Here is a 19,551-nt window from a genome sequence, read left to right as displayed (position 1 = left end):
ACGCTGTTTGGCAGGATACCCGGGCTAAGGCTTACCAGTATAGCTAAACTGGCCTGCACTGCACCCGGCAGGCGAGCGGCCCGAGTAGCCTGATCGCCGCGCAAAGACAAACGACAGCCAGGGCGATGAGGAAGACCCCCAGGACCACCAGTACGTCCCGGTAGGCCCTGGCGGACAGGTAGCGTACGCCCCGGGCCACCCCCAGCGAGAGCAGGCCCAGCCAGAGGATATCCGAAGATATGTGACCCAGGTAAAAGGCGGCCAGGCTGGCCGGTCGCGTACCGCCCCACAGCCCCAGGTAGGTGGTACCGATGGTGGCCCACCACAGCGACCAGTAGGGGTTGGCCAGGCTGACCACTATCCCCTTCGCCATCGCCCCCGCCGGAAGAGCCATCACTTCGCCTGGCACTGCCAGTAGGCGACGGGGCTGACCCGCGGGCTGACGCGTCTCCGGGGGGGCAGGCGCCGCCGTAGTGACGGAAGCCTTGGCGGAAAGGCCCACCGAGGCGGCGGCGACGGCCGGGGCGCTCCTGACGGTGCCCCAGCCCATCCAGGCGAGCACCACGGCCCCTACCAGGCCAACTCCGCCCGCCACCGCGGGCTGGCCCAGCACCTGCCCCAGTCCCAGGGCCAGGGCTATGACCGTCACCAGTTCCAGCAGGCTGTGCCCCAGCGCCACCGCCAGGCCGGCACCGGCCCCCCGGCGGCTCGATTGCTCCATGGCCAGGGTGGTGAGCGGCCCCGGCATGAGGGCCCCCGACAGCCCGACCAGGAATGAGCTCAGCATGATCCCGAAGAGACTCAGTGTACTAACCCCCTACTTGCCGTAACCCGGGTTGGATGAGGCTAGGGTGGGCGCCACACGGTGATGCCGGCTCACCCAAGGGGTCAGGCGAGGCCGAGTTCGAATTCGTGATGGAGGGCGGTCACCGCCCGCTCCATGTCGGCGGCGTCGATCAGGCAGGAGATCCGGATCTCCGAAGTGGATATGACCTGGATGTTGATGCCATTCCGGGCCAGGGCCCCGAACATGCGGGCCGCCACCCCGGGGTGGGTAGCCATTCCCGACCCCACGATGGACACCTTCCCCACACCGGCATCGTAGACGCAGCCGCCCGCCCCCAGTTCCCGGCCCACCGCCTGCACGATCTCCATAGCCTGCATGAGGTCGGAGCGGGCCACCGTGAAGAGGACATCAGTGGACGCTTCGTGGCGGGTACTCTGCACGATCATGTCCACGTTGATGCCCGCTTCGGCCAGGGCGCTGAAGATGCGGTGAGCCACCCCGGGCCGGTCGGGAACCGAGAGGATGGTGACGCGGGCCACGTCTGGGTCATGCACCACGCCCACCACCGGTCTTGCGTTTTCCACGGCCGGGACCTCCTTCACCAGAGTACCGGGTTCGTCCGAGAAGCTGGAGCGAAGGTGGATGAACACCCGCTGCTGGCTGGCGATTTCCACGGCCCGCGCCTGCAGCACGCGGGCACCCACGTAGGCCAGCTCCATCATTTCCTCGTAGGAGATCACGGGGAGCTTGCGGGCGTGGCGCACCACACGGGGGTCGGCGGTATAGACGCCGTCTACATCGGTACAGATGTCGCATACCGGCGCTCCCAGGGCGGCGGCCAGCGCCACTGCAGTGGCGTCGGACCCGCCCCGGCCCAGGGTGGTGATGTCGTCGCCCGGGCCGACTCCCTGGAACCCGGCCACCACCACGATATTGCCACGGGCCAGCTCCTCGCGGATGCGGGCGGGATCTACCCTCAGGATGCGAGCGCGGGTGAATCCCCCGTCGGTGATGATCCCCCCCTGGGCACCGGTGAGGGCGACGGCCCGATATCCCAGAGAGTTGACCGCCAGGGCCAGCAGGGCGCTGGAGACCTGCTCGCCGGTGGCCAGCAACATGTCCAGCTCCCGCCGGGAGGGACGCTCGGTCAACTGCCGCGCCATCTCCAGCAACTCGTCGGTGGCGTCACCCATGGCCGATACCACCGCCACCACGTCGTGACCCTCGTCCCGCGCCCGCGCCAGGCGGGCAGCCACGTGGCGGATGCGCGCGATGTCCGCCACCGATGTACCGCCGTACTTCTGCACTACCACCGCCAACCCGAAGTCCCCCTCGTCCTACCCGGCATCAGCGGCAGCGGACGGTGGCCAGGGCGCCCCAATCGGTGGGGCGGGCCACCATCCAGGCACTGGACAGCCCATGGCGGGCCAGGGCCGCCTGCACCGCTTCCACTATGGGGCGGTAGTCCCCCACGGCAAAGGCCAAGAGGCCGGGACCGGCCCCGCTGAGGGCCGCTCCCAGGGCGCCCGCCCGCTCCGCCGCCCGCAGGCCGTCCTCCAGCCCGGGCACCAGCGGTGCCCGGTAGGGCTGATGGAGGCGGTCGCGCATGGCCTCCCGCAGGAGGTCGTACCGCCTCCCCGACAACGCAGCCACCAGCAGGGCGACCCGGCCCACGTTGAACACGGCGTCCCGGAAGGGAACAGTTTCCGGTAGCACCCGGCGGGCCTCCCTGGTGGGCACCTCGATCTCCGGGATGACCAGGACGGCCTGCAGTTCCGAGGGGGCCTCCAGCCGCACCCAGCGGACACCCTCCGGGCTGAGGCAACTCACCACCAGGCCACCCCAGAGGGCAGGGGCCACGTTGTCAGGGTGTCCCTCCAGTTCGGTGGCCAGGGCCAGGAGCCCCTCGGGCGGCCAGGGCTCGCCCAGGAGGGAGTTGGCCACCACCACCCCCGCCACGATGGCCGCCGCCGACGAACCCATCCCGCATCCCGCCGGGATGCGGTTGGTCAGCCGCAGGGACAGGGGAGGCAGGGCCGATCCCGCCGCGGCGAAGGCGTGCCGAATAGCACGCAGGACCAGGTTGTCCGCCAGAGGGAGGTGGCGGGCCTCGCCCACCATGTCTACCCGGACATCGCCCCCACCGGTCTCGACCTCGACCACGTTGAAGAGGTCCAGGGCCAGGCCCAGGGTGTCGAATCCGGGGCCCAGGTTGGCCACGCTTGCCGGTACGGACACCCGCACCCGCCCGACCACGCCCCTCACCCCTCCGCCATCGCCCCATCCGCTGACCGGTGCGCCCGCCCACCCGTGGCCCCACCCATGGCGGCACCCTGCCCGCCGCCGGCCAGCGCGGCGCGGATGGCCTCCGCCAGGGCATCTACCCGAGCGGGCAGCACGGGGACGCCCGGCCCCTGCGGCCCCCCGGCCTGCGCGCCGGCCGCGGCCGAGTCGGGGTCCTTGAGGCCGTGGCCGGTGAGCACGCACACCGCCCGATCCCCCGGGCCGAAGAAACCCCGCCCGGCCAGCTGGGCCACGCCCGCCACGGAAGCGCAGGAGGCGGGCTCGGCGAAGATCCCCTCCCGCGAGGCCAGCAGCCGGTAAGCGGCCATGATCTCCCCGTCCTGCACCTTCTCGAACAGGCCCCCCGACCCGGCCACCGCCTCCACGGCGCCCTGCCAGCTCGCCGGGTTGCCGATGCGGATGGCGGTGGCCACCGTACGCGGATTGGGCACCGGGCGACCCTCCACCAGCGGTGCCGCCCCGGCCGCCTGGAAGCCCAGCATACGGGGCAGGCGCGCACACCTCCCCGCGTCGCGGTACTCCCGGAACCCCTTCCAGTAGGCGGTGATGTTGCCGGCGTTGCCCACCGGGATGGCCAGGTAAGCCGGGGCGTCCCCGAGGGAATCGCAGATCTCGAAGGCCCCCGTCTTCTGCCCCTCGATGCGGTGGGGGTTCACCGAGTTCACCAGGGTGACGGGGAGGGTGGTGGCCAGTTCCCGAACTGCCGCCAGGGCGGCATCGAAATCCCCCTCGATCTCGAGTACCTTCGCCCCGTGGGCCAGGGCCTGGGCCAGCTTGCCCCGGGCCACGGCCCCCCGCGGCAGCACCACCAGGCAGGCCAGGCCCGCCCGTGCGGCGTAAGCAGCGGCCGATGCCGCCGTGTTGCCGGTGGAGGCGCAGATGACCGCATGGGCACCGCCCTCCACCGCCAGGCTCACCGCCACCGTCATCCCGCGGTCCTTGAAGGACCCGGTGGGGTTGGCCCCCTCGTACTTGAAATAGAGGTCGAGGCCCCAGCGCGGGCCGAGTTCCCGCGAAGGGATGAGGGGGGTATCCCCCTCGCCCAGCGTAACGACGGGCGTAGCCGGTCCCACCGGCAGGAACTCGCTATAACGCGCAATCAGTCCCCTGTTGGTCATGGCTCCTTCAACTCCGTCTATCCATTTCCGCCGGGCCTCGCTGCTCATCTTCCCAGGACGGCCATGAGGCCCGCCACCTGCGCCACCACCGGGAGCCGGCCGATTTCTTCCACCGCCGCCTCCAGTGGTCCCCAGGGCGAAGCGTGGGTGATGAACAGCACCGGCACCGGACCCTCCCCGCGCGCCTTCTGCAGGGCCTCGGCGATGCTCACCTGGTGGGCGGCCAGGCAGCCCGCCACCTGGGCGAGCACGCCCGGGCGATCGGCCACCTCCAGGTGCAGGTAGGCACCCGTCACGCATCGGCGGGGGGGAACCACCTCCACCTGCTCCCGGCAGGTGCAGTAGGCACCATCCCGGGCCCCCACCGCGGCGCGGCGGGCGATCTCCAGCATGTCACCCACCACCGCCGTGGCGGTAGCGTCGCCGCCGGCCCCCGGCCCCTGGAACACCAGGTCCCCGCACCTCTCCCCGCGCACCAGGAGGGCATTGGTCACCCCGCCCACGCCGGCCAGGGGATGGGAGACAGGCAGGAAAGTGGGCCGCACGTGGGCCTCGATCCCCGCTTCCGCGCGCCGGGCCAGAGCCAGCAGCTTGAGGCGATACCCCATCTCCCGCCCCCAGCGCAGATCCTCCCTGCTCACCATCTGGATGCCATGGGTGCCCACCTGCTCGGGCCGCACCCGGGCGGAGAAGGCGATGGAGGCCAGGATGGCCAGCTTGCAGGCGGCATCGGAGCCGTCCAGGTCCCGGGTGGGATCGGGCTCGGCATAGCCGCGCTCCTGGGCCATCCTCACCGCCACCTTCAGGTCGCAGCCCTGTTCCATCAGCCCCAGCACGTAGTTGGACGTGCCGTTGACGATGCCGGCGATCTCGGTGATCCGATCTCCGGCCAGGGAGTCCTTCAAGGCACGGACGATAGGGATGGCAGCGGCCACGCAGGCCTCGAACCGCAGGGGTACACCCACCTCTGCCGCCGCCTCCAGCAGGTCCTTGCCCCGGTGGGCGATGGCCTCCTTGTTAGCGGTGACCACCGGCTTACCCGCCCGCAGCGCTCGCAGCATGTAAGAGGTGGCGGGCTCCACCCCGCCCATCACCTCCACCACCAGATCGATGGCGGGATCTTCCACCACGCGGGCCGGATCGGCGGTGAGATCCAGGTCCACCGGCACCGCCCGGGGGCGGGCAGCATCCCGTACCAGCGCCCGCACGGGTTCCAGTGCCCAACCGGCGGCGCCCAGCCGTTCCCCCTCCTCATGGAGCAACCGCACCACGGCCTGGCCCACGGTCCCCAGGCCCAGGAACCCGATCCGCATCCCTCTCCCCCCACCAGCCCCTGGCGGCCCACTCGGTATGATGGGGCCTACATAATAATGCGGTGGCTATTCGCCACCAGCCGGTTCAATCCCTGCTGGCCCCGGCCCGGGGTGCGGCACTCGCCCCCGCCTGCTGGCCCCGGCCCTGGCTGCAGCGTTAGTCTCCGCGTGCAATCCCTGGCCCCGGATGTGGCGGTCGCGTCGCCTCTCCTGGCGGCTCAGCCGACGAACGTTACGACTTCTTCCATCCTGGAAAGGGGCTCGCCACGCACGTAGTGGTCACGGAAGAGTGCCCGTTCCACACAGCCAAACAGGGCGGCGAAGGCCTCGAGAAGGGGGTACAGGGAGACGTCCCTGATCCTGGCTTCGAAGGTCACCTTCACCGCCCTCACCATGTGGAGCACTTGACGTAACGGCCGTTACCTGCTATCTTGATGTAGCGGCCGTTACGGGAGGTGAACTGTGCCGGAGCCTCAAAGGTGGTTGCTGCTCGTGTACAAGATACCGCCTGAGCCATCCCGGTACCGGGTGGCCATCTGGCGCCGGCTCAAGGGGGCAGGTGCAGTCTACCTGCAGAACTCCGTCTGCGTCCTGCCGGAATCCCCCGCCCACCGCAGCCTCTTTGCTGCCGTTGCCCGGGAAATCGAAGAGGCGGGCGGGGAAAGTGTGATGTTGCTGGCGGAAGCGCCTGGGAGCACCGAGGAGCAAAAGGTCGTGGCGCGGTTCAAAGCCGAACGGGACATCGAGTACGCCGAGTTCCTGGAACAGTGCGCCGCCTTCCTGGAGGAGATACGGTACGAGACCGGGCGCCGCAACTTCACCTTCGCCGAACTGGAGGAAAACGAGGAGGGGCTGAAGCGGCTGGAAAGCTGGCTGGCCAGGATCGGGCAGCGCGACCTCTTCGGTGCGGGGAAAGCGGAAGAGGCACAGGCCCGCCTGCGCGATTGCCGGGAAGCGCTCGAGGGGTTTGCAGCCAGGATCTTCGCCGCCAGCGAGGGCGGCCAGCCATGAAGGGGAAACTGCAGAGTGAAGGGGGGAACCGGGGGGTGAATGATAACGGATTGCGGCGGAGGAACGCATTCAGGCTCATCGTTCTCATGGGGGTAGTGAGCCTGTTTGCCGACGTTACGTACGAGGGGGCCCGCAGCGTAACCGGCCCCTATCTCTCATTTCTGGGAGCCAGCGCCGCCGCAGTGGGGTTCGTGGGAGGCCTGGGGGAACTGGTCGGATACGGCCTGCGCCTGTTCTCGGGCTACCTGGCCGACCGCACCCGGCGGTACTGGATGATCGCCATCCTGGGGTACGGTGTGAACATGCTGGCCGTCCCTCTGCTGGCGCTGGCGGGAAGATGGGAAGTGGCGGCCCTGCTCATCGTGGCGGAACGCCTGGGCAAGGCCATCCGCACGCCCTCGCGGGACGCCATCCTCTCCCATGCCAGCCGTCAGGTGGGAAGCGGTGTAGGATTCGGCCTGCACGAACTGCTGGACCAAGTCGGGGCCCTGACCGGACCGCTGATAGTAGCGGGCGTGCTCTACCTGCGCGGCGGCCGCTACCAGCCCGCCTTTGCCGTACTCCTGGCCCCGGCCCTGACGGCCCTGCTGTTGCTGGCCATTTCCCGACTCCTCTACCCCAGGCCCGAGGCACTGGAAGGTTCACCCGTAGAGACATTGCCGCAGCCTGACGAGGGGAAGCTGCCCCGGGTCTTCTGGATGTACACCCTGTTCACGGCCGCCAGCATCGGTGGCTTCGCCCACTTCCAGCTGGTCTCCTACCACTTCAAGGTCCGGGGCGTGGTACCGGACCCCCAGATCCCCATCCTCTTCGCACTGGCCATGGGCGTGGACGCCCTGGTGGCCCTGCCCGTGGGGCACCTGTTCGACCGGAAGGGCCTCCTCACCCTGGCCGTCCTGCCCGCGCTCACCGTGCCCATCCCTTTCCTGGTCTTCTCCCGGTCCTACCACCTGGCCATCCCGGGGGTGGTACTGTGGGGAGCAGCCATGGCCGTGCAGGAAACCATCATGCGCGCTGCCATCGCCGAGCTGATCCCGTCCGCGCGGCGAGGCATGGCCTACGGGATCTTCAACACCGTCTACGGAGTGGCCTGGTTCGCGGGCAGCGCCGCCATGGGCGTCCTCTACGAGCTGGGCGTCCCCTACGTGATCCTCTTCGCGCTGCTGGTGGAGCTTGCCTCCGTGCCCCTCATCTTCCTGGTGGCCAGGTCGGCAAAGACAGCGGCTGCACCTTAGGCGGGCAGGGTCCGCAGAGGCGAACCACCGCGGCCCTGCCGGGTACCCGCCCCAAGGGGTCCTAATGAAATTCTAATTCAGGTGTGCAAGAATGAGGTACAGGCCGGGAAGCGGAGGGTAAGGTTCTTGCGACTGCTGGTCGTGGAAGACGAGCCCAGGATCGCAGCCTTCCTCAGGCAGGGTCTCACGGAAGAAGGGTATGCGGTAGACGTGGCCAAGGACGGCGAGCAGGCCGTCGAGTTTGCCCTCTCCGCCCCGTACGACGCCATCGTCCTCGACATCCTGCTGCCCAAGAAGGACGGCTTCGACGTCTGCGCGGACTTGCGGCGTCGCGGCATACGGACCCCCATCCTCATGCTCACCGCCCGGGGTGCCGTAGACGACCGGGTGCGAGGCCTGGACACGGGGGCAGACGACTACCTGATGAAGCCCTTCGCCTTCCCCGAGCTCCTGGCCCGCCTGCGGGCTCTCCTCAGGCGTCCCGCAGCCAGCCTTCCCACCCGCCTGCAGGTGGGGGATCTCGTCCTCGACCCCGTTACCCGGCGCGTGGAAAGGGCGGGCAGGTCCATCGAACTGACTCACCGGGAATTCTCGCTGCTGGAGCTCTTCATGCGCCACCCCGGACAGGTACTGAGCCGCACCCAGATCGCGGAACACGTCTGGAACTTCAACTTCTACCACCAGTCCAACGTGGTGGACGTCTACGTGCGCTACCTCCGCCAGAAGATAGACGAGGCCTTCCAGCCCAGGCTCATCCATACTGTCCGCGGCGTGGGCTACAAGATGGAGGGCTCCACCAGATGAGCAGTCTCCCCATCCGGCTGCGTCTCACTCTGTGGTACACCCTGATCCTCGCGCTGGCACTGCTCTGTTTCGGACTTTTCCTCTACTTCACCACCGCCCGTGCCCTGCACACCCAGGTCGACACCTCCCTCCAGCTGGTGGCGAGCCAGGCAGTAGCCAACCTCCAGGACGAAGACGGTAGGCCCGCGCTCCAGAACTCGGACGAGCCCGGTCCCCTGCCCGCTCTCCTGGCCGCGCGGGGCTATGTCATTCGCCTGCTCGCGGACACGGGAGAGGTCCTGGACGGCACCGGAGAATACCGCCGGCTGCCTGTTGTCGTCCCCGCACCGGGCCTCGCCACCTGTATGGCAGCCGGCGAACCGTGGCGCCTGTACACCACCGCCCTGACATACCTGCCCGACCACGAGGGTCCCTCTGAGGGGTCGGCGTCGGCGGGGACGGGCGCAGGCGTCCGCACTTACCTGCAGGTGGCCCAGTCGCTGGCGGGCGTGCGGGAAGCGGAGGGGCAAATGCGCCTTCTCCTCGCCTTTGCCATACCGGTGGCTGTGATCCTGGCCGCCGCCGGGGGCGCCTTCCTGGCCGACCGCGCCCTGCGCCCCATCGACCGCATCACCAGGGAAGCCCGCCGCGTCGGGGCTGAGGACCTGGGCCGCCGCCTCAACCTCAAGCTACCCGACGACGAGGTGGGACGCCTGGCACGCACCTTCGACGAGATGCTGGCCCGCCTGGACAAAGCCTTCCGGCGGGAACGGCAATTCACCTCGGACGCCGCCCACGAACTGCGCACCCCCCTCACCGTTCTCAAAGGTGCCATCGGGGTGGCCCTCCACCGCCCCCGCACCGCCGCCCAGTACCGCGAGGTCCTGCGCAACCTGGAAGCAGAGGTCGACCGCCTGATCGCCCTCGCCGAGGACCTGCTCACCCTGGCCCGCAGCGAGAGCACCGCTCCCGGGGACCAGGGCTCCACTGCCGACCTGGCGCAGGTTGCCGCCCTGGCCGTAGAACGGCTGCGGTCCTTCGCCACCGCCAGGGGCGTGTTCCTCGAGCTTGATATGCCTGTTCCCCTTCCGGTTGCGGGCGACCCCGACCGGCTGGGCCGTGCCATTTACAACCTGGTTCACAACGGCGTCAAGTACACCACCGCCGGTGGACACGTGCGCGTGTCCGGACAGATCCTCGCCCGTCCCCAGGGTACCAACACTCCGCTCGTTGCCCCATCGACCGCGCACGCCACGGCCGAGGTGCGGGTGGCGGACGACGGCCCGGGCATCTCCCCCGAGGACCTCCCTCACGTTTTCGACCGCTTCTTCCGGGCGGACCGGGCCCGTACCCGGACAGGGAGCGAGGAACCCGCGTCCGGGGCAGGAGCCGGACTCGGCCTCACCATCGCCCGCTCCATCGCGGGGGCCCACGGTGGCGACATCGCTGCCACCAGCACTCCCGGCGGGGGCAGCACCTTCGTTTTGCGCTTGCCTCTCGCCCCCCACCCCTGAGGCCCCTACCCGCAGCCACCGGTGGTACCGGGTTCCACCGCACGGCCGGGCGCACAACCAGCCCGCCCCCGGGCTCCCGGGGGCGGGCTGCTCTCTCCGCTCCTTGCCTCTGCCGCCGGGCGGAGCGGACATGCTGGAACGGACGGCTACGGCATCATCACCGGGTAACTCCGCGGTCTACCGGGTCCCGCCGGCCTCCGCTTCCTCCGCTCCTGCGGCCGTCTCCCGCTGGTCGTCCGCACCGGCCTGCTCGGTATGGAGCACCTTCCCGGTGCCGGCGTCGACCTTCACGTCAGCGCCGTTGCTCAACTCCACGCTGTACACCAGGTAGCCGTTCTCGTTGTCCAGTTCGACCTTGACCGCCGTGGTCCCAGGATTCGCCGCCATCGCTACCGCCTTAGCCTGGTCCACCGTGACGGTGGCCAGCTTGCTGAGATCCGCCGGCTCGGGGTGGCCCACCTTCACTGAGCCGGTGTAAGCCGGCTGGGCCTGGTCCGGGCCGACATCCTGGCTGCCGTCCTCCACCTGCGTCCCCGACTGCTCCTCTACCTGCTCCTCGACCTGGTCGGTGTCGGGAGCCTTGGCCGCCACCTCCTTGTCCTCCTCGGCCCCCTGGGCAGCGCCTGACGCCTGCGTCAGTGCGGCCGGGGCGGAGGCAGCCGACGGCCCCTGGGCATGGGTTGCCACCGCCACGCCCAGGATACCGACCAGCAGCACGGCCGCCGTCAGCATCCCCAGCATCCTCTTCTTCACGCCACATCCCTCCCCGTTGGGTCGCGGGCACCATCTGGGGTGCCATCCCGCGCCTATTATCAGCACCGGGGATGAAGACAGAGTGAGAAAGACATGAGACTTTTCTCACGCAGGCCGGAGCAGGAAAGAACTCCGGGGGAGGAGAAGCATAACCGCAAACGCGGACAGCGATGGGGCCCGCTTTCGTTGCCTCCGGGCAACTGATGGCTCCTGGCAGCAGCCGGGAGCCGTTTTCGTTCTAAAACGTACAGGTGGTGTGGAAAAGTGGAGGTAACGGTGGAAACGACCGAGGAAGTCGCCGCGTGGTACGAAACCCTGCCGTCCGCACAAAGGGCGCAGGCCCTGGACGTGGGCCTCGGGGTACTGGCCCGTGGCCATGACGGCCCCGTCAGGTTGCAGGATCTGTCTCTTGCCGAGGCCTACGTGGAGGCATTCGGAGAATACACGCTGCTGGCGGTGAGCCACGCCCGCGCCGACAGCAAGCTCGGGGAGCTCGAGCAGGAAGAGGACCGGTTACACGCCCGGCTTGCCCGGCTGCGGGCCAGCGTCGCGGGCACTCCCCCGTCGGCGGCCCCGTCCGCACCTGCGCCTTCTCCAACCCCAACCACCGCTACGACGCAGGCGACCCCCGCGACCCCCTCACCGCCGTCGCGCCTGCGGGTTCCGACCCGAAAAGTCGACGTCTGCCTCAGCCCCGGGCAGGTGGCGCTGCTGGAGAGCCTGGCCGGCGAGACCCGCGCAGACCCCGGCGAAACCGGAAGATTGCTCGCTCAGGCCCTGGCGTACGGCTGCGCAGCTTCCGTCGTCTCCGGGTTGGATGGGTATAGCGAGGGGCTGGCCCGCCTGATCAGTCGCGTGCGCGGTCGTGCTGCCGCCCTGAACTACGAATTGTGGGCCAGGCAGTACGACAGCCGCGTGGTGCAGCTTCACATCAACGCCCTGCGGGCCGAGATATCCTTCTTCGCTGAGGTCAGCGGACGAACAGCCAGGCCAGCACCAGGGTGATGGTGGAAAGGAGCTTCACCAGCACGTGCAGGCTGGGGCCGGCCGTGTCCTTGAAGGGATCGCCCACCGTATCCCCCACCACGGCCGCCTTGTGGGGCTCCGATCCCTTGCCGCCCAGGCTCCCGGCCTCGATGAACTTCTTGGCGTTATCCCAGGCCGCTCCCCCGTTGTTCAGGAAGAGGGCGATCAACACTCCGGCAATGGTCGCGATCATCAGGAAGGCCGCCGCCGCCTCCGCCTTCAGGATGGCCCCTACCAGGACGGGGACCACCACCACGACCAGTCCCGGCAGCACCATCTGCTTGAGGGCACCCACGGTCACGATGTCTACACAGCGGCCATACTCGGGCCGGGCGGTTCCCGCCATGATCCCCGGGATTTCCCGGAACTGCCGCCGGACTTCCTGGATGACCACCTGTGCCGCCCGCCCCACCGCCCGGATGGCAGTGGAAGTGAAGAGCAGCACCAGCATGGCCCCGATGAACGCCCCCACGAACACCCGCGGTTGCCCGATGTCGATGGGATAGGGCTGCTCCGGCGTCATCCCCAGGAGGTGCTTGACCTCGTCAACGTAGGCCGAGAACAGGAGGAAGGCGGCCAGGGCGGCCGAACCCACCGCATAGCCCTTGGTGAGAGCCTTGGTGGTGTTCCCGCTGGCATCGAGCAACTCAGTGCGCCGCCGTGCCCCCTCGGCAGCACCGCTCATCTCCACGATGCCGCCCGCGTTATCGCAGATGGGTCCGTAGGTGTCCATGGCCAGCACGTAGGCAACCGTCGAGAGCATGCCCATGGTGGCCACGGCGGTCCCGTAGAGACCGCCCCCAGGCATGGCCAGGTAACCCAATCCGTAGGCAGCCAGGATGGCAGCCGACATAACCACCGTGGGGATGGCCACGCTCTCGAACCCCGCTGACACCCCCGCGATGATGTTGGTGGCCGGTCCCGTCACCGAAGCCTGTGCGATCTCCCTCACCGGACGGTAGCGATACTCGGTGTAATACTGGGTGGTCCACAGAAAGATGTAGCTGGTGACCACCCCCACCAGGGCGGCCCCGAAGAAATAGAGCGGGTTAACCCTGCCATCCCCGGCCAGCATGGTGCGGGTAACGAAGAAAAGGCCAACCGCGGCCAGCACCGCCGTGACCAGAAATCCCCGGTTGAGGGCATCCATGGGCGGCTCGTCATCCCGGCGCACCCGCACCGTCATGATGCCCACGATGGAGGCCAGCAGGCCTACCGCCCGCGCCACCAGCGGGAACAGGATGCCGCCCACCCCGAACACGGGGAAGAGGGCGATGCCCAGGATCATGGCCCCGATGTTCTCGGCGGCCGTCGATTCGAACAGATCGGCACCGCGACCGGCGCAGTCCCCCACGTTGTCGCCCACCAGGTCGGCAATCACCGCCGGGTTGCGGGGGTCGTCCTCGGGGATGCCCGCCTCGATCTTCCCCACCAGGTCTGCCCCCACGTCTGCCGCCTTGGTGTATATGCCCCCGCCCAGCTGAGCAAACAGCGCCACGAAGCTCGCCCCAAAGCCAAATCCCACAATGAGCAACGGCGTCTCCTGGGGCCGCACGGCGCCACCATAGGCGTAAAAGATACCCGTAACGCCGAGCAGGCTCAACGTGGTGACGGCCAGGCCCGTGATGGCCCCGCCCCGGAACGCTATGCGCAGGGCATCGTTCAACGACCGCCGGGCCGCTGCCGCCGTGCGCAGGTTGGCGGTCACGGCGGTGTACATGCCTATGTAGCCGGACAGGGCCGAGGCCAGCGCCCCGGTCAGGAAGGCAACCCCCGTATGCCACCCCTCGGGGGGCCGGATGGCGATGGCGAGCACCGCCGCTACCGCGATGGCCAGCCCGGCGATGGTACGGTACTGCCGGCTGAGGAAGGCCAGAGCCCCCTCCCGAATGGCCCCCGCTATGGCCTGCATCTTCTCATCTCCGGCCGGCTGCCTCACCACGTAACGCACCAGATAGGCACTGGCCACCGCCGCCACCGCACCAGCAACGGGCACGAGCAATATGGGTCCTCCCATCTCACCTGTCACCTCCCGGCAAATGAAAACAGCCCCTGACCCCACCAGGTAGGAGCTATCAGCGCGGCACGCACTTCGGGCGAGCTCCATCGCCGTCAACAGCCAGTATATCCATGCGACTTGGGCCCGTCAATCGCGGCGAGAACAGGCGCCTGCCGCCGGGGGCTCTCCTCGCAGGTGGGCACGTGAGGAGATGGCACGAATCCGGGCTCCTGGGGAGGCTGACGGTGCCCCTCCCCTCTTACCTCCCGTTACCTCCCGCCTCCCGCAGACGCATTGACATCCGGCGCCGCACCTGTATACTGTGGTGGCAGCAGGCGATGGAGCTCGCCTTCTAACCGCGCGGGGACGCTGATGGCTCCTACCGGCAAGCAAAGGGGGTAGGAGCCGTTGCTCTGTTCCGACGACTTGAGTGAACCGACGTGCCTCCCAAATGCCGTCAACGCACCTCACGCCGGCGGAGGAGGACAGGTTCAGGGCGCCGACCGCTACGTGAGCGCGCTCATCGGGGCCCTCCGGCACCCGGAACCGGACACGAGACAGTTTGCCGCCTGGATGCTGGGGCGAAAGAAGGCTGCGCAGGCGGTGCCAGCCCTGCTGGCCGCTATCGCCCGCTTCCGCGAAAGCGACCGCTATTTCGTTGCCACGGCGGTGCAGGCGCTGGGTGCCATCGGAAACCCGGGCGCCATACCCCTGCTGGCCGACCTGCTGGACGCCTCCTACCTGGTAGTCAGGCTGGCGGCGGTTGAGGCGCTTGCCCGCATCGGCACACCGGACGCCCGCGAAGCACTGGGGCGAGCCCCGACCGACCCCAGTTCCGCCGTGCGGGAAGCCGCAGCCCAATTCCTGCAGGCCGGCACGACCGACCCCACGCCCAACCCAAATCGGGGAAGTACAGAAGAATAATCGACGCAAGTGAGGTGGCAATGAGTGGAAGCAACCTGGTTCTCAGCAGCGACCTGGATGTGGCTGGCGCTCGGCGCAGGGGTGCTTGCCCGCCTGTCAGGCGTATCTGTGCCCCTGGTGGAGATAGGAGCGGGGGTGCTGGCAGGGAACCTCCTGTCTCTCGACCCTCCCCAATGGCTGGAGTTTCTGGCGGGATTCGGCAGCATTATGCTCACGTTCCTGGCGGGGGCGGAAGTGGATCCGGCGGTGCTCCGGAGCAAGGCCAAAGAAAGTGTCTCCATAGGGATGGCGTCGTTTCTGGCCCCGTTCCTGGGGGCGATGTTTTGCGCCCGCTACGTGACCGGCTGGGACGCACAAGCCGCCCAGATCGCGGGCATTGCCCTCTCCACCACCTCTGTGGCGGTGGTATATGCGGTCATGGTGGAAACCGGGCTGAACCGGACCGAGATCGGTAAGAACATACTGGCCGCCTGCTTCGTGACAGACCTGGGGACGGTTGTGGCCCTGGGGGCGTTCTTCGCCCGCTCGGATTGGAAACTCCTCACCTTCGCGACCGTTACCGCGGCTTCGCTGGCAGTGGTCGGCCGCCTATCCCCCAGGTTATTCTGCCACTTCCGCAACCACGTGGCCGAACTCGAGGGCAAGATGGTGGCCGCTACCCTGTTCACCCTGGGCGGGCTGGCGCTGGCAGCAGGTAGCGAGGCCGTCCTGCCGGCTTACCTTCTCGGCCTGGCCATGGCCGGCACCCTGGGCGAGCACCCCCACCTCCTTCACAAGCTGCGGGCCACCGCCTTCTTACTGCTTACGCCCTTCTACTTCATGAAGGCCGGCCTGTTTGTTTCCCTGCCCGCCCTGGCCGCGGGCCTGGGGACGGTGATTCTGTTTCTTGCCGTCAAGATCGGCTGCAAGTTCATGGCAGTACAGCCGCTCACTTCGCTGTTCCGGTTCAGAAGGCGGGAAGGCACCTATGCCACCCTGCTCATGTCCACGGGGCTCACCTTCGGGACCATCTCCTCGTTGTTCGGCTTACAGCACGGTATCATCGACCGGCCGCAGTACACCGTCCTGGTCACAGTGGTAGTCCTGAGCGCGGTGGTACCTACCCTCATCGCGCAGGCCTTCTTCCGGCCGCAGTCCCCTCAGGTAGCATCCGCCCCAGGCGCGACGTGGAACATAGCGAGGGAGCCAGCCACTCCCCGGGGGGCGGAGATCCACAGCGGTTGTCGCGGGAACAAGCAAAGTGGTGAGTGCCCGGCAAGACGTTCAGGGGAGGCGGATCCGTATGCCTGAGACAGCGGGAGTGAAGGTACGGGTATCAGGCGTCATCGTTCGGGACGGCAAGCTGCTTACCATGATTCACCTCAGGCAGGGTCGCCGCTACCATGTGCTGCCCGGTGGGGGGCTGGATCTACAGGAAAGCATACCAGACTGCCTGAGAAGGGAACTGAAGGAGGAAACTTCTCTCAGCGTGGAGCCCGGCAGGCTGCTGGCCATCGTGGAAACGGTCCCCGCCAGGCTTACTTCATACTACCGTGACAACCGGCATGTGGTCGAACTGGTGCACTGGGTAACGCAGGTGTCAGGTGAGACACGGGAAATCGCAGCCCTGAGCGTGCCCGCCTGGGTACCAGCGCAAGAGATTGAATCGCTCAACCTGTACCCGCGCATCAACCACTGGCTGGTGCATGCACTCACGGAAGGGTTCCCGGACCAGCCGGCCCACTTCGTGTTTCCAGTGGAACCGGTGGGAACCGCCAGCCCGTTCTCTCTCTGGCCCGAATCTCTCCTGTAAACGCCGCCGGGCTCACCGTGTTCGCCGCGGGGAGTCCGGGAAACCGTCTCAAGCTCCCGGCGTGGTACGACCGGGGAACCTCGCCCGGCCCGGGACAGCGATGTCGGATACACCGTCTGGGGGTCCCGAGAACCTCTCAATGGCGTCGAGGTATGCCTGCTGTTCTGACCCCTTGGGTTCGTGGGCGAACCGGTAGTCCGACTTGCGGAAAAACTCCTGCAGGCCTTCTTCCAGCCTGCCCAGGCGTACGAGGAAGTCTTCCACCAGGAAAGCTGTCACGGGATGATCGCCCAGGCGGCAGGCTTCCACCAGGTGGTTCCAGCAGAGCCCGTCGGAGGCGGCATACCGGGCCCGGCCGCCTTCCTCGGCCAGCAAGACGACCAGGTGCCTCGCCCCCACCCCCGCCCGCTGGGCCGCAGTCTGGCAGACAGGACACGGCCCCTTCCGTTCCAGAGTTCCCGCGAGGAGCGCACGCCAGCGGCGCCTGGTCACTCGTGCCCCACTTGCCCCGATCACCCCCAGCGCAGTGCGCAGCCGCTCCTGGGCATCCCGGGCCAGCACGTCATACGTGGCGGCCAGTCGGTTTCCCGCCAGCTGTGCCGCTCGCCAGGCGTGCGTGCGGCAGAAGCCACCCCGGCACAGCGTTTCCAGCGTGGGCCCGGAGTAGTAGTTCTCCAGCACAAACCACGTCCAGTACGTTTGCTCGGCCGCGTGAGCCAGCCTGCACAGCGGACAACCAGACTGGCCGAGGGCCTCCCACAACTCCGCTTCCAGGATCACTTCCCACCGCTCCTCCGAACCCGCGAACATTGACCGTCCTACCCGCGTCCGACAACCTTCCGCTGCCACTGCCGCCGCCCCTTGCTGCCCGACCACCCGCGCGGGGGCGACGGACCTTGCACACAGTGCCCACCAACTCGCACCTGCGGCAGCAGGTCGCCCCGGAACGCGAACGGCTCCTGGCACGGTTGCGCCAGGAGCCATCAGCTGCTCCGCAGCAAAGGGCGGGCTCCATCGCCTGCAGTGTTGTCGTACCTGTCTTCTCCGCCCGCGTCGCCTTTCCTTCAGATCGTCGCGCTTTTGCGTTGCGCTACGGCGCACAGCCCGGGCCCAAAGTGGTGTCGGCCACCCGGCTGCGGGGAGCCAGCCGGCGCTACCCGCGCCGGGGGAACCAGCCGGGCGGAGGTGCCAGAAGGGACCCTGGCCAAAAAGGGGCCTCCCCGCAAGAGGAGGCTATCGGGCGGCAGACGGCCGCGCAGCTGGTAACGACCGTCCACCGTACAGGGGAGGATCAGGGGGACAAACTGTCCCCCCACGGGCTAGCGTCAGCCAAAGCGGGGACTGCACGCACCCGCGTCAGACGTCCCCCCGCGGGACCAACCCCACAGGGAGAACTTCTCCTTGAGCTCAGGACTCCCGCAGCTCGGGCACGTCACCTCGTGCTTGCGCTGCCAGGGGACATTCACCGTGAACTGATGCCCGCACTTCTTGCACGTGAACTCGTAATCCGGCACCTGCCCCCACCCCCTACTTCGTCTTCGCGGGCTCCCGCCCGAACTTGCCCACGATGTATTCCTCGGCGGCCATGGCCGCCACCGCGCCGTCGCTGACGGCGGTGGCTACCTGCCGCAGGTGCTTGCGCCGGACGTCTCCGGCGGCAAACAGGCCCGGCACCGGTAGAGCCATGGTGTCATCGGTGACCAGATAGCCCGCTTCGTCGAGGGGCACCACCCCGGTCAAGAAACCGGTATTCGGAAGGAGCCCGACGTAGATGAACGCTCCCTCGGCCTCTACGTCAGACTCGGCGCCCGTCTTCACGTCCCGCAGGTGCACCCGCTGCAGCCTCTCCTTACCCAGGAAGGCCGTGACCACGGCGTTCCACCGCACGTTGATCTTCGGGTTGCCCAGCACCCTTTCCTGCAGGGAACGGGCAGCCCGCAGTTCGTCGCGACGGTGCACGACGGTCACCCGGCTGGCGAAGCGGGTGAGGAACTCCGCCTCGGTCACCGCCGAATCGCCCCCACCCACCACCATTACGGGCTTGTCCCGGAAGAAGGCACCGTCGCAGGTGGCGCAGTACGAGATACCCCTGCCCCGGAACTCCTTTTCCCCCGGCACGCCCAGCTCGCGGGGACGCGTCCCGGTGGCCACGATCACCGCCCGTGCCAGATACGGGCCCTCCGAGGTACCCACCCGCCACAGGTCGCCGTCCCGGCTGAGGCCCTCCACCTCGAGCATCTCGGCACGGGCTCCGAAACGCTCCGCCTGCTCGCTCATCAGCCCGGCCAGTTCGACCCCCGAGACCCCATTAGGGAATCCCGGGTAGTTCTCCACCATATCGGTGGTGGCCACCTGGCCACCCGGGACGCCCCGGTCGATCACCACGGTGTCCAGCCTGGCCCGGCCGGCGTAAATCGCCGCCGTGAGCCCGGCCGGTCCTGCTCCCAGGATGACCACGTCGTGGATCTCTGCTTCCACAGCCCACCCTCCACGCCTCATCGGTTGGGGTGCCCGGCCCTGCCGCAACCCGATCCGCGCCCCGCCACCTCGCCAGGACCTCCGCTGGCAACCGCGCGGCTCGCCGCCATCTCCGGCGCGCGCTCGCCGCCGACCCCGGTGCGGGCTTCGCCCCGCCCGGTTCGCGTCAGGCCAGGCGCATGAACATCTGCGCCACCCGGCTCAGGGCGTCGGCAGCGTCTTCCTCCTTAGCCTCTGCCAGACACTGCTGGAGGTAAGACGCCACAAAGGCCATGGCCGCCCGGTTCACGGCCGCCTTCAGGGCCGCCATCTGCACGGCGATGTCCGCGCAACTGCGGCCCTCCTCTATCATGCGCACCACTCCCCGGGCCTGCCCTTCCACCCTCCGGAGGCGGTTGCACAGCTCGCGCACGGCACTTTTCTCCTGCAATACCGTCTCCGGCAAAGCCGCGTCCGGCAAGACACACCCTCCCCAGCTCAGATTACCCAGGGGGGTATTTCGCTCCGATTATAT

20 protein-coding genes and 2 riboswitches are annotated in these 19,551 nt (G+C 68.3%); of the genes, 8 read left to right on the top strand and 12 right to left on the bottom strand.

Annotated elements, in window-relative coordinates; genetic code table 11:
* Positions 1-43 precede the first annotated feature (43 nt).
* The 6 genes from QME70_07850 to QME70_07825 all read right to left on the bottom strand — a co-directional run bounded on the left by QME70_07850 (position 44) and on the right by QME70_07825 (position 5,914).
* Positions 44-787 (bottom strand): LysE family transporter, encoded by a 744-nt coding sequence (locus QME70_07850; protein MDI6894506.1) that lies wholly within the window; start codon positions 785-787, stop codon positions 44-46.
* Between the two features lie 101 nt (positions 788-888).
* Positions 889-2,106: an aspartate kinase gene (locus QME70_07845; protein ID MDI6894505.1), complete on the bottom strand. Its 1,218-nt coding sequence runs from the start codon at positions 2,104-2,106 to the stop codon at positions 889-891.
* A gap of 28 nt (positions 2,107-2,134) precedes the next feature.
* Entirely contained in the window at positions 2,135-3,052 is a 918-nt protein-coding gene (thrB, locus tag QME70_07840) for a homoserine kinase (GenBank protein MDI6894504.1), read from the bottom strand.
* Positions 3,049-4,209, bottom strand: coding sequence for a threonine synthase (gene thrC, locus QME70_07835; GenBank protein ID MDI6894503.1), 1,161 nt, complete (start codon positions 4,207-4,209; stop codon positions 3,049-3,051). Before thrC ends, thrB begins: the two co-directional genes overlap by 4 nt.
* A gap of 44 nt (positions 4,210-4,253) precedes the next feature.
* A complete protein-coding gene (locus QME70_07830) occupies positions 4,254-5,522 on the bottom strand; it encodes a homoserine dehydrogenase (protein MDI6894502.1) in 1,269 nt (422 codons plus the stop codon).
* A 218-nt stretch (positions 5,523-5,740) separates the two neighbouring features.
* Positions 5,741-5,914 (bottom strand): hypothetical protein, encoded by a 174-nt coding sequence (locus QME70_07825; protein ID MDI6894501.1) that lies wholly within the window; start codon positions 5,912-5,914, stop codon positions 5,741-5,743.
* Between the two features lie 70 nt (positions 5,915-5,984).
* Here QME70_07825 and QME70_07820 point away from each other — a divergent pair, with 70 nt between their 5' ends.
* From QME70_07820 to QME70_07805, 4 genes are all read left to right on the top strand, one after another.
* A complete protein-coding gene (locus QME70_07820; protein ID MDI6894500.1) occupies positions 5,985-6,533 on the top strand; it encodes a chromate resistance protein ChrB in 549 nt (182 codons plus the stop codon).
* A 35-nt stretch (positions 6,534-6,568) separates the two neighbouring features.
* A complete protein-coding gene (locus QME70_07815; protein ID MDI6894499.1) occupies positions 6,569-7,768 on the top strand; it encodes an MFS transporter in 1,200 nt (399 codons plus the stop codon).
* A 126-nt stretch (positions 7,769-7,894) separates the two neighbouring features.
* On the top strand, positions 7,895-8,572 hold the full coding sequence (locus QME70_07810; protein ID MDI6894498.1) for a response regulator transcription factor: 678 nt from the start codon (positions 7,895-7,897) through the stop codon (positions 8,570-8,572).
* Complete coding sequence (locus QME70_07805; protein ID MDI6894497.1) at positions 8,569-10,065, top strand: ATP-binding protein; 1,497 nt, start codon at positions 8,569-8,571, stop codon at positions 10,063-10,065. Before QME70_07810 ends, QME70_07805 begins: the two co-directional genes overlap by 4 nt.
* A 177-nt stretch (positions 10,066-10,242) precedes the next feature.
* On the opposite strand, the gene QME70_07800 is transcribed toward QME70_07805, so the two are convergent.
* Positions 10,243-10,818, bottom strand: a complete 576-nt coding sequence (locus QME70_07800; protein MDI6894496.1) for a PepSY domain-containing protein — start codon at positions 10,816-10,818, stop codon at positions 10,243-10,245.
* A gap of 264 nt (positions 10,819-11,082) precedes the next feature.
* Here QME70_07800 and QME70_07795 point away from each other — a divergent pair, with 264 nt between their 5' ends.
* Positions 11,083-11,823 (top strand): hypothetical protein, encoded by a 741-nt coding sequence (locus QME70_07795; protein MDI6894495.1) that lies wholly within the window; start codon positions 11,083-11,085, stop codon positions 11,821-11,823.
* Here QME70_07795 and QME70_07790 read toward each other — a convergent pair.
* Positions 11,789-13,861, bottom strand: coding sequence for a sodium-translocating pyrophosphatase (locus QME70_07790; GenBank protein MDI6894494.1), 2,073 nt, complete (start codon positions 13,859-13,861; stop codon positions 11,789-11,791). The genes QME70_07795 and QME70_07790 overlap by 35 nt on opposite strands.
* 42 nt (positions 13,862-13,903) lie before the next feature.
* A riboswitch (Fluoride riboswitch) is annotated at positions 13,904-13,964 on the bottom strand.
* A 204-nt stretch (positions 13,965-14,168) separates the two neighbouring features.
* A riboswitch (Fluoride riboswitch) is annotated at positions 14,169-14,232 on the top strand.
* Between the two features lie 19 nt (positions 14,233-14,251).
* Here QME70_07790 and QME70_07785 point away from each other — a divergent pair.
* The 3 genes from QME70_07785 to QME70_07775 are packed head-to-tail and all read left to right on the top strand — an operon-like array spanning position 14,252 to position 16,559.
* A complete protein-coding gene (locus QME70_07785) occupies positions 14,252-14,767 on the top strand; it encodes a HEAT repeat domain-containing protein (GenBank protein MDI6894493.1) in 516 nt (171 codons plus the stop codon).
* Between the two features lie 24 nt (positions 14,768-14,791).
* Positions 14,792-16,057, top strand: coding sequence for a cation:proton antiporter (locus QME70_07780; protein MDI6894492.1), 1,266 nt, complete (start codon positions 14,792-14,794; stop codon positions 16,055-16,057).
* The gene (locus QME70_07775; protein ID MDI6894491.1) at positions 16,050-16,559 is read left to right on the top strand and encodes an NUDIX domain-containing protein; all 510 of its coding nucleotides are present in this window, start codon (positions 16,050-16,052) and stop codon (positions 16,557-16,559) included. The genes QME70_07780 and QME70_07775 overlap by 8 nt, the downstream gene beginning before the upstream one ends.
* A gap of 48 nt (positions 16,560-16,607) precedes the next feature.
* On the opposite strand, the gene QME70_07770 is transcribed toward QME70_07775, so the two are convergent.
* The 4 genes from QME70_07770 to QME70_07755 form a co-directional block, all read right to left on the bottom strand.
* The gene (locus QME70_07770) at positions 16,608-17,369 is read right to left on the bottom strand and encodes a DUF6062 family protein (GenBank protein MDI6894490.1); all 762 of its coding nucleotides are present in this window, start codon (positions 17,367-17,369) and stop codon (positions 16,608-16,610) included.
* A gap of 515 nt (positions 17,370-17,884) precedes the next feature.
* Positions 17,885-18,073, bottom strand: a complete 189-nt coding sequence (locus tag QME70_07765) for a zinc ribbon domain-containing protein (GenBank protein MDI6894489.1) — start codon at positions 18,071-18,073, stop codon at positions 17,885-17,887.
* A 13-nt stretch (positions 18,074-18,086) separates the two neighbouring features.
* The gene (trxB, locus tag QME70_07760; protein MDI6894488.1) at positions 18,087-19,037 is read right to left on the bottom strand and encodes a thioredoxin-disulfide reductase; all 951 of its coding nucleotides are present in this window, start codon (positions 19,035-19,037) and stop codon (positions 18,087-18,089) included.
* A gap of 166 nt (positions 19,038-19,203) precedes the next feature.
* A complete protein-coding gene (locus QME70_07755; GenBank protein ID MDI6894487.1) occupies positions 19,204-19,497 on the bottom strand; it encodes a metal-sensitive transcriptional regulator in 294 nt (97 codons plus the stop codon).
* Positions 19,498-19,551: the final 54 nt, after the last annotated feature.

The organism is Bacillota bacterium, assembly GCA_030019365.1.
Classification (GTDB): domain Bacteria; phylum Bacillota; class Sulfobacillia; order JACIYH01; family JACIYH01; genus JACIYH01.
The sequence above is the reverse complement of the archived record's forward strand: the minus strand, read 5'-3'. Positions and strand labels throughout refer to the sequence as shown.

Bases quoted from the DNA above. Each gene is read 5' to 3' on its own strand.
- QME70_07805 (MDI6894497.1), top strand. From the start codon at position 8,569: ATGAGCAGTCTCCCCATCCGGCTGCGTCTCACTCTGTGGTACACCCTG.
- QME70_07790 (MDI6894494.1), bottom strand. From the start codon at position 13,861: ATGGGAGGACCCATATTGCTCGTGCCCGTTGCTGGTGCGGTGGCGGCG.
- QME70_07830 (MDI6894502.1), bottom strand. From the start codon at position 5,522: ATGCGGATCGGGTTCCTGGGCCTGGGGACCGTGGGCCAGGCCGTGGTG.
- QME70_07770 (MDI6894490.1), bottom strand. From the start codon at position 17,369: ATGTTCGCGGGTTCGGAGGAGCGGTGGGAAGTGATCCTGGAAGCGGAG.
- QME70_07850 (MDI6894506.1), bottom strand. From the start codon at position 787: ATGCTGAGCTCATTCCTGGTCGGGCTGTCGGGGGCCCTCATGCCGGGG.
- QME70_07775 (MDI6894491.1), top strand. From the start codon at position 16,050: ATGCCTGAGACAGCGGGAGTGAAGGTACGGGTATCAGGCGTCATCGTT.
- thrC (MDI6894503.1), bottom strand. From the start codon at position 4,209: ATGACCAACAGGGGACTGATTGCGCGTTATAGCGAGTTCCTGCCGGTG.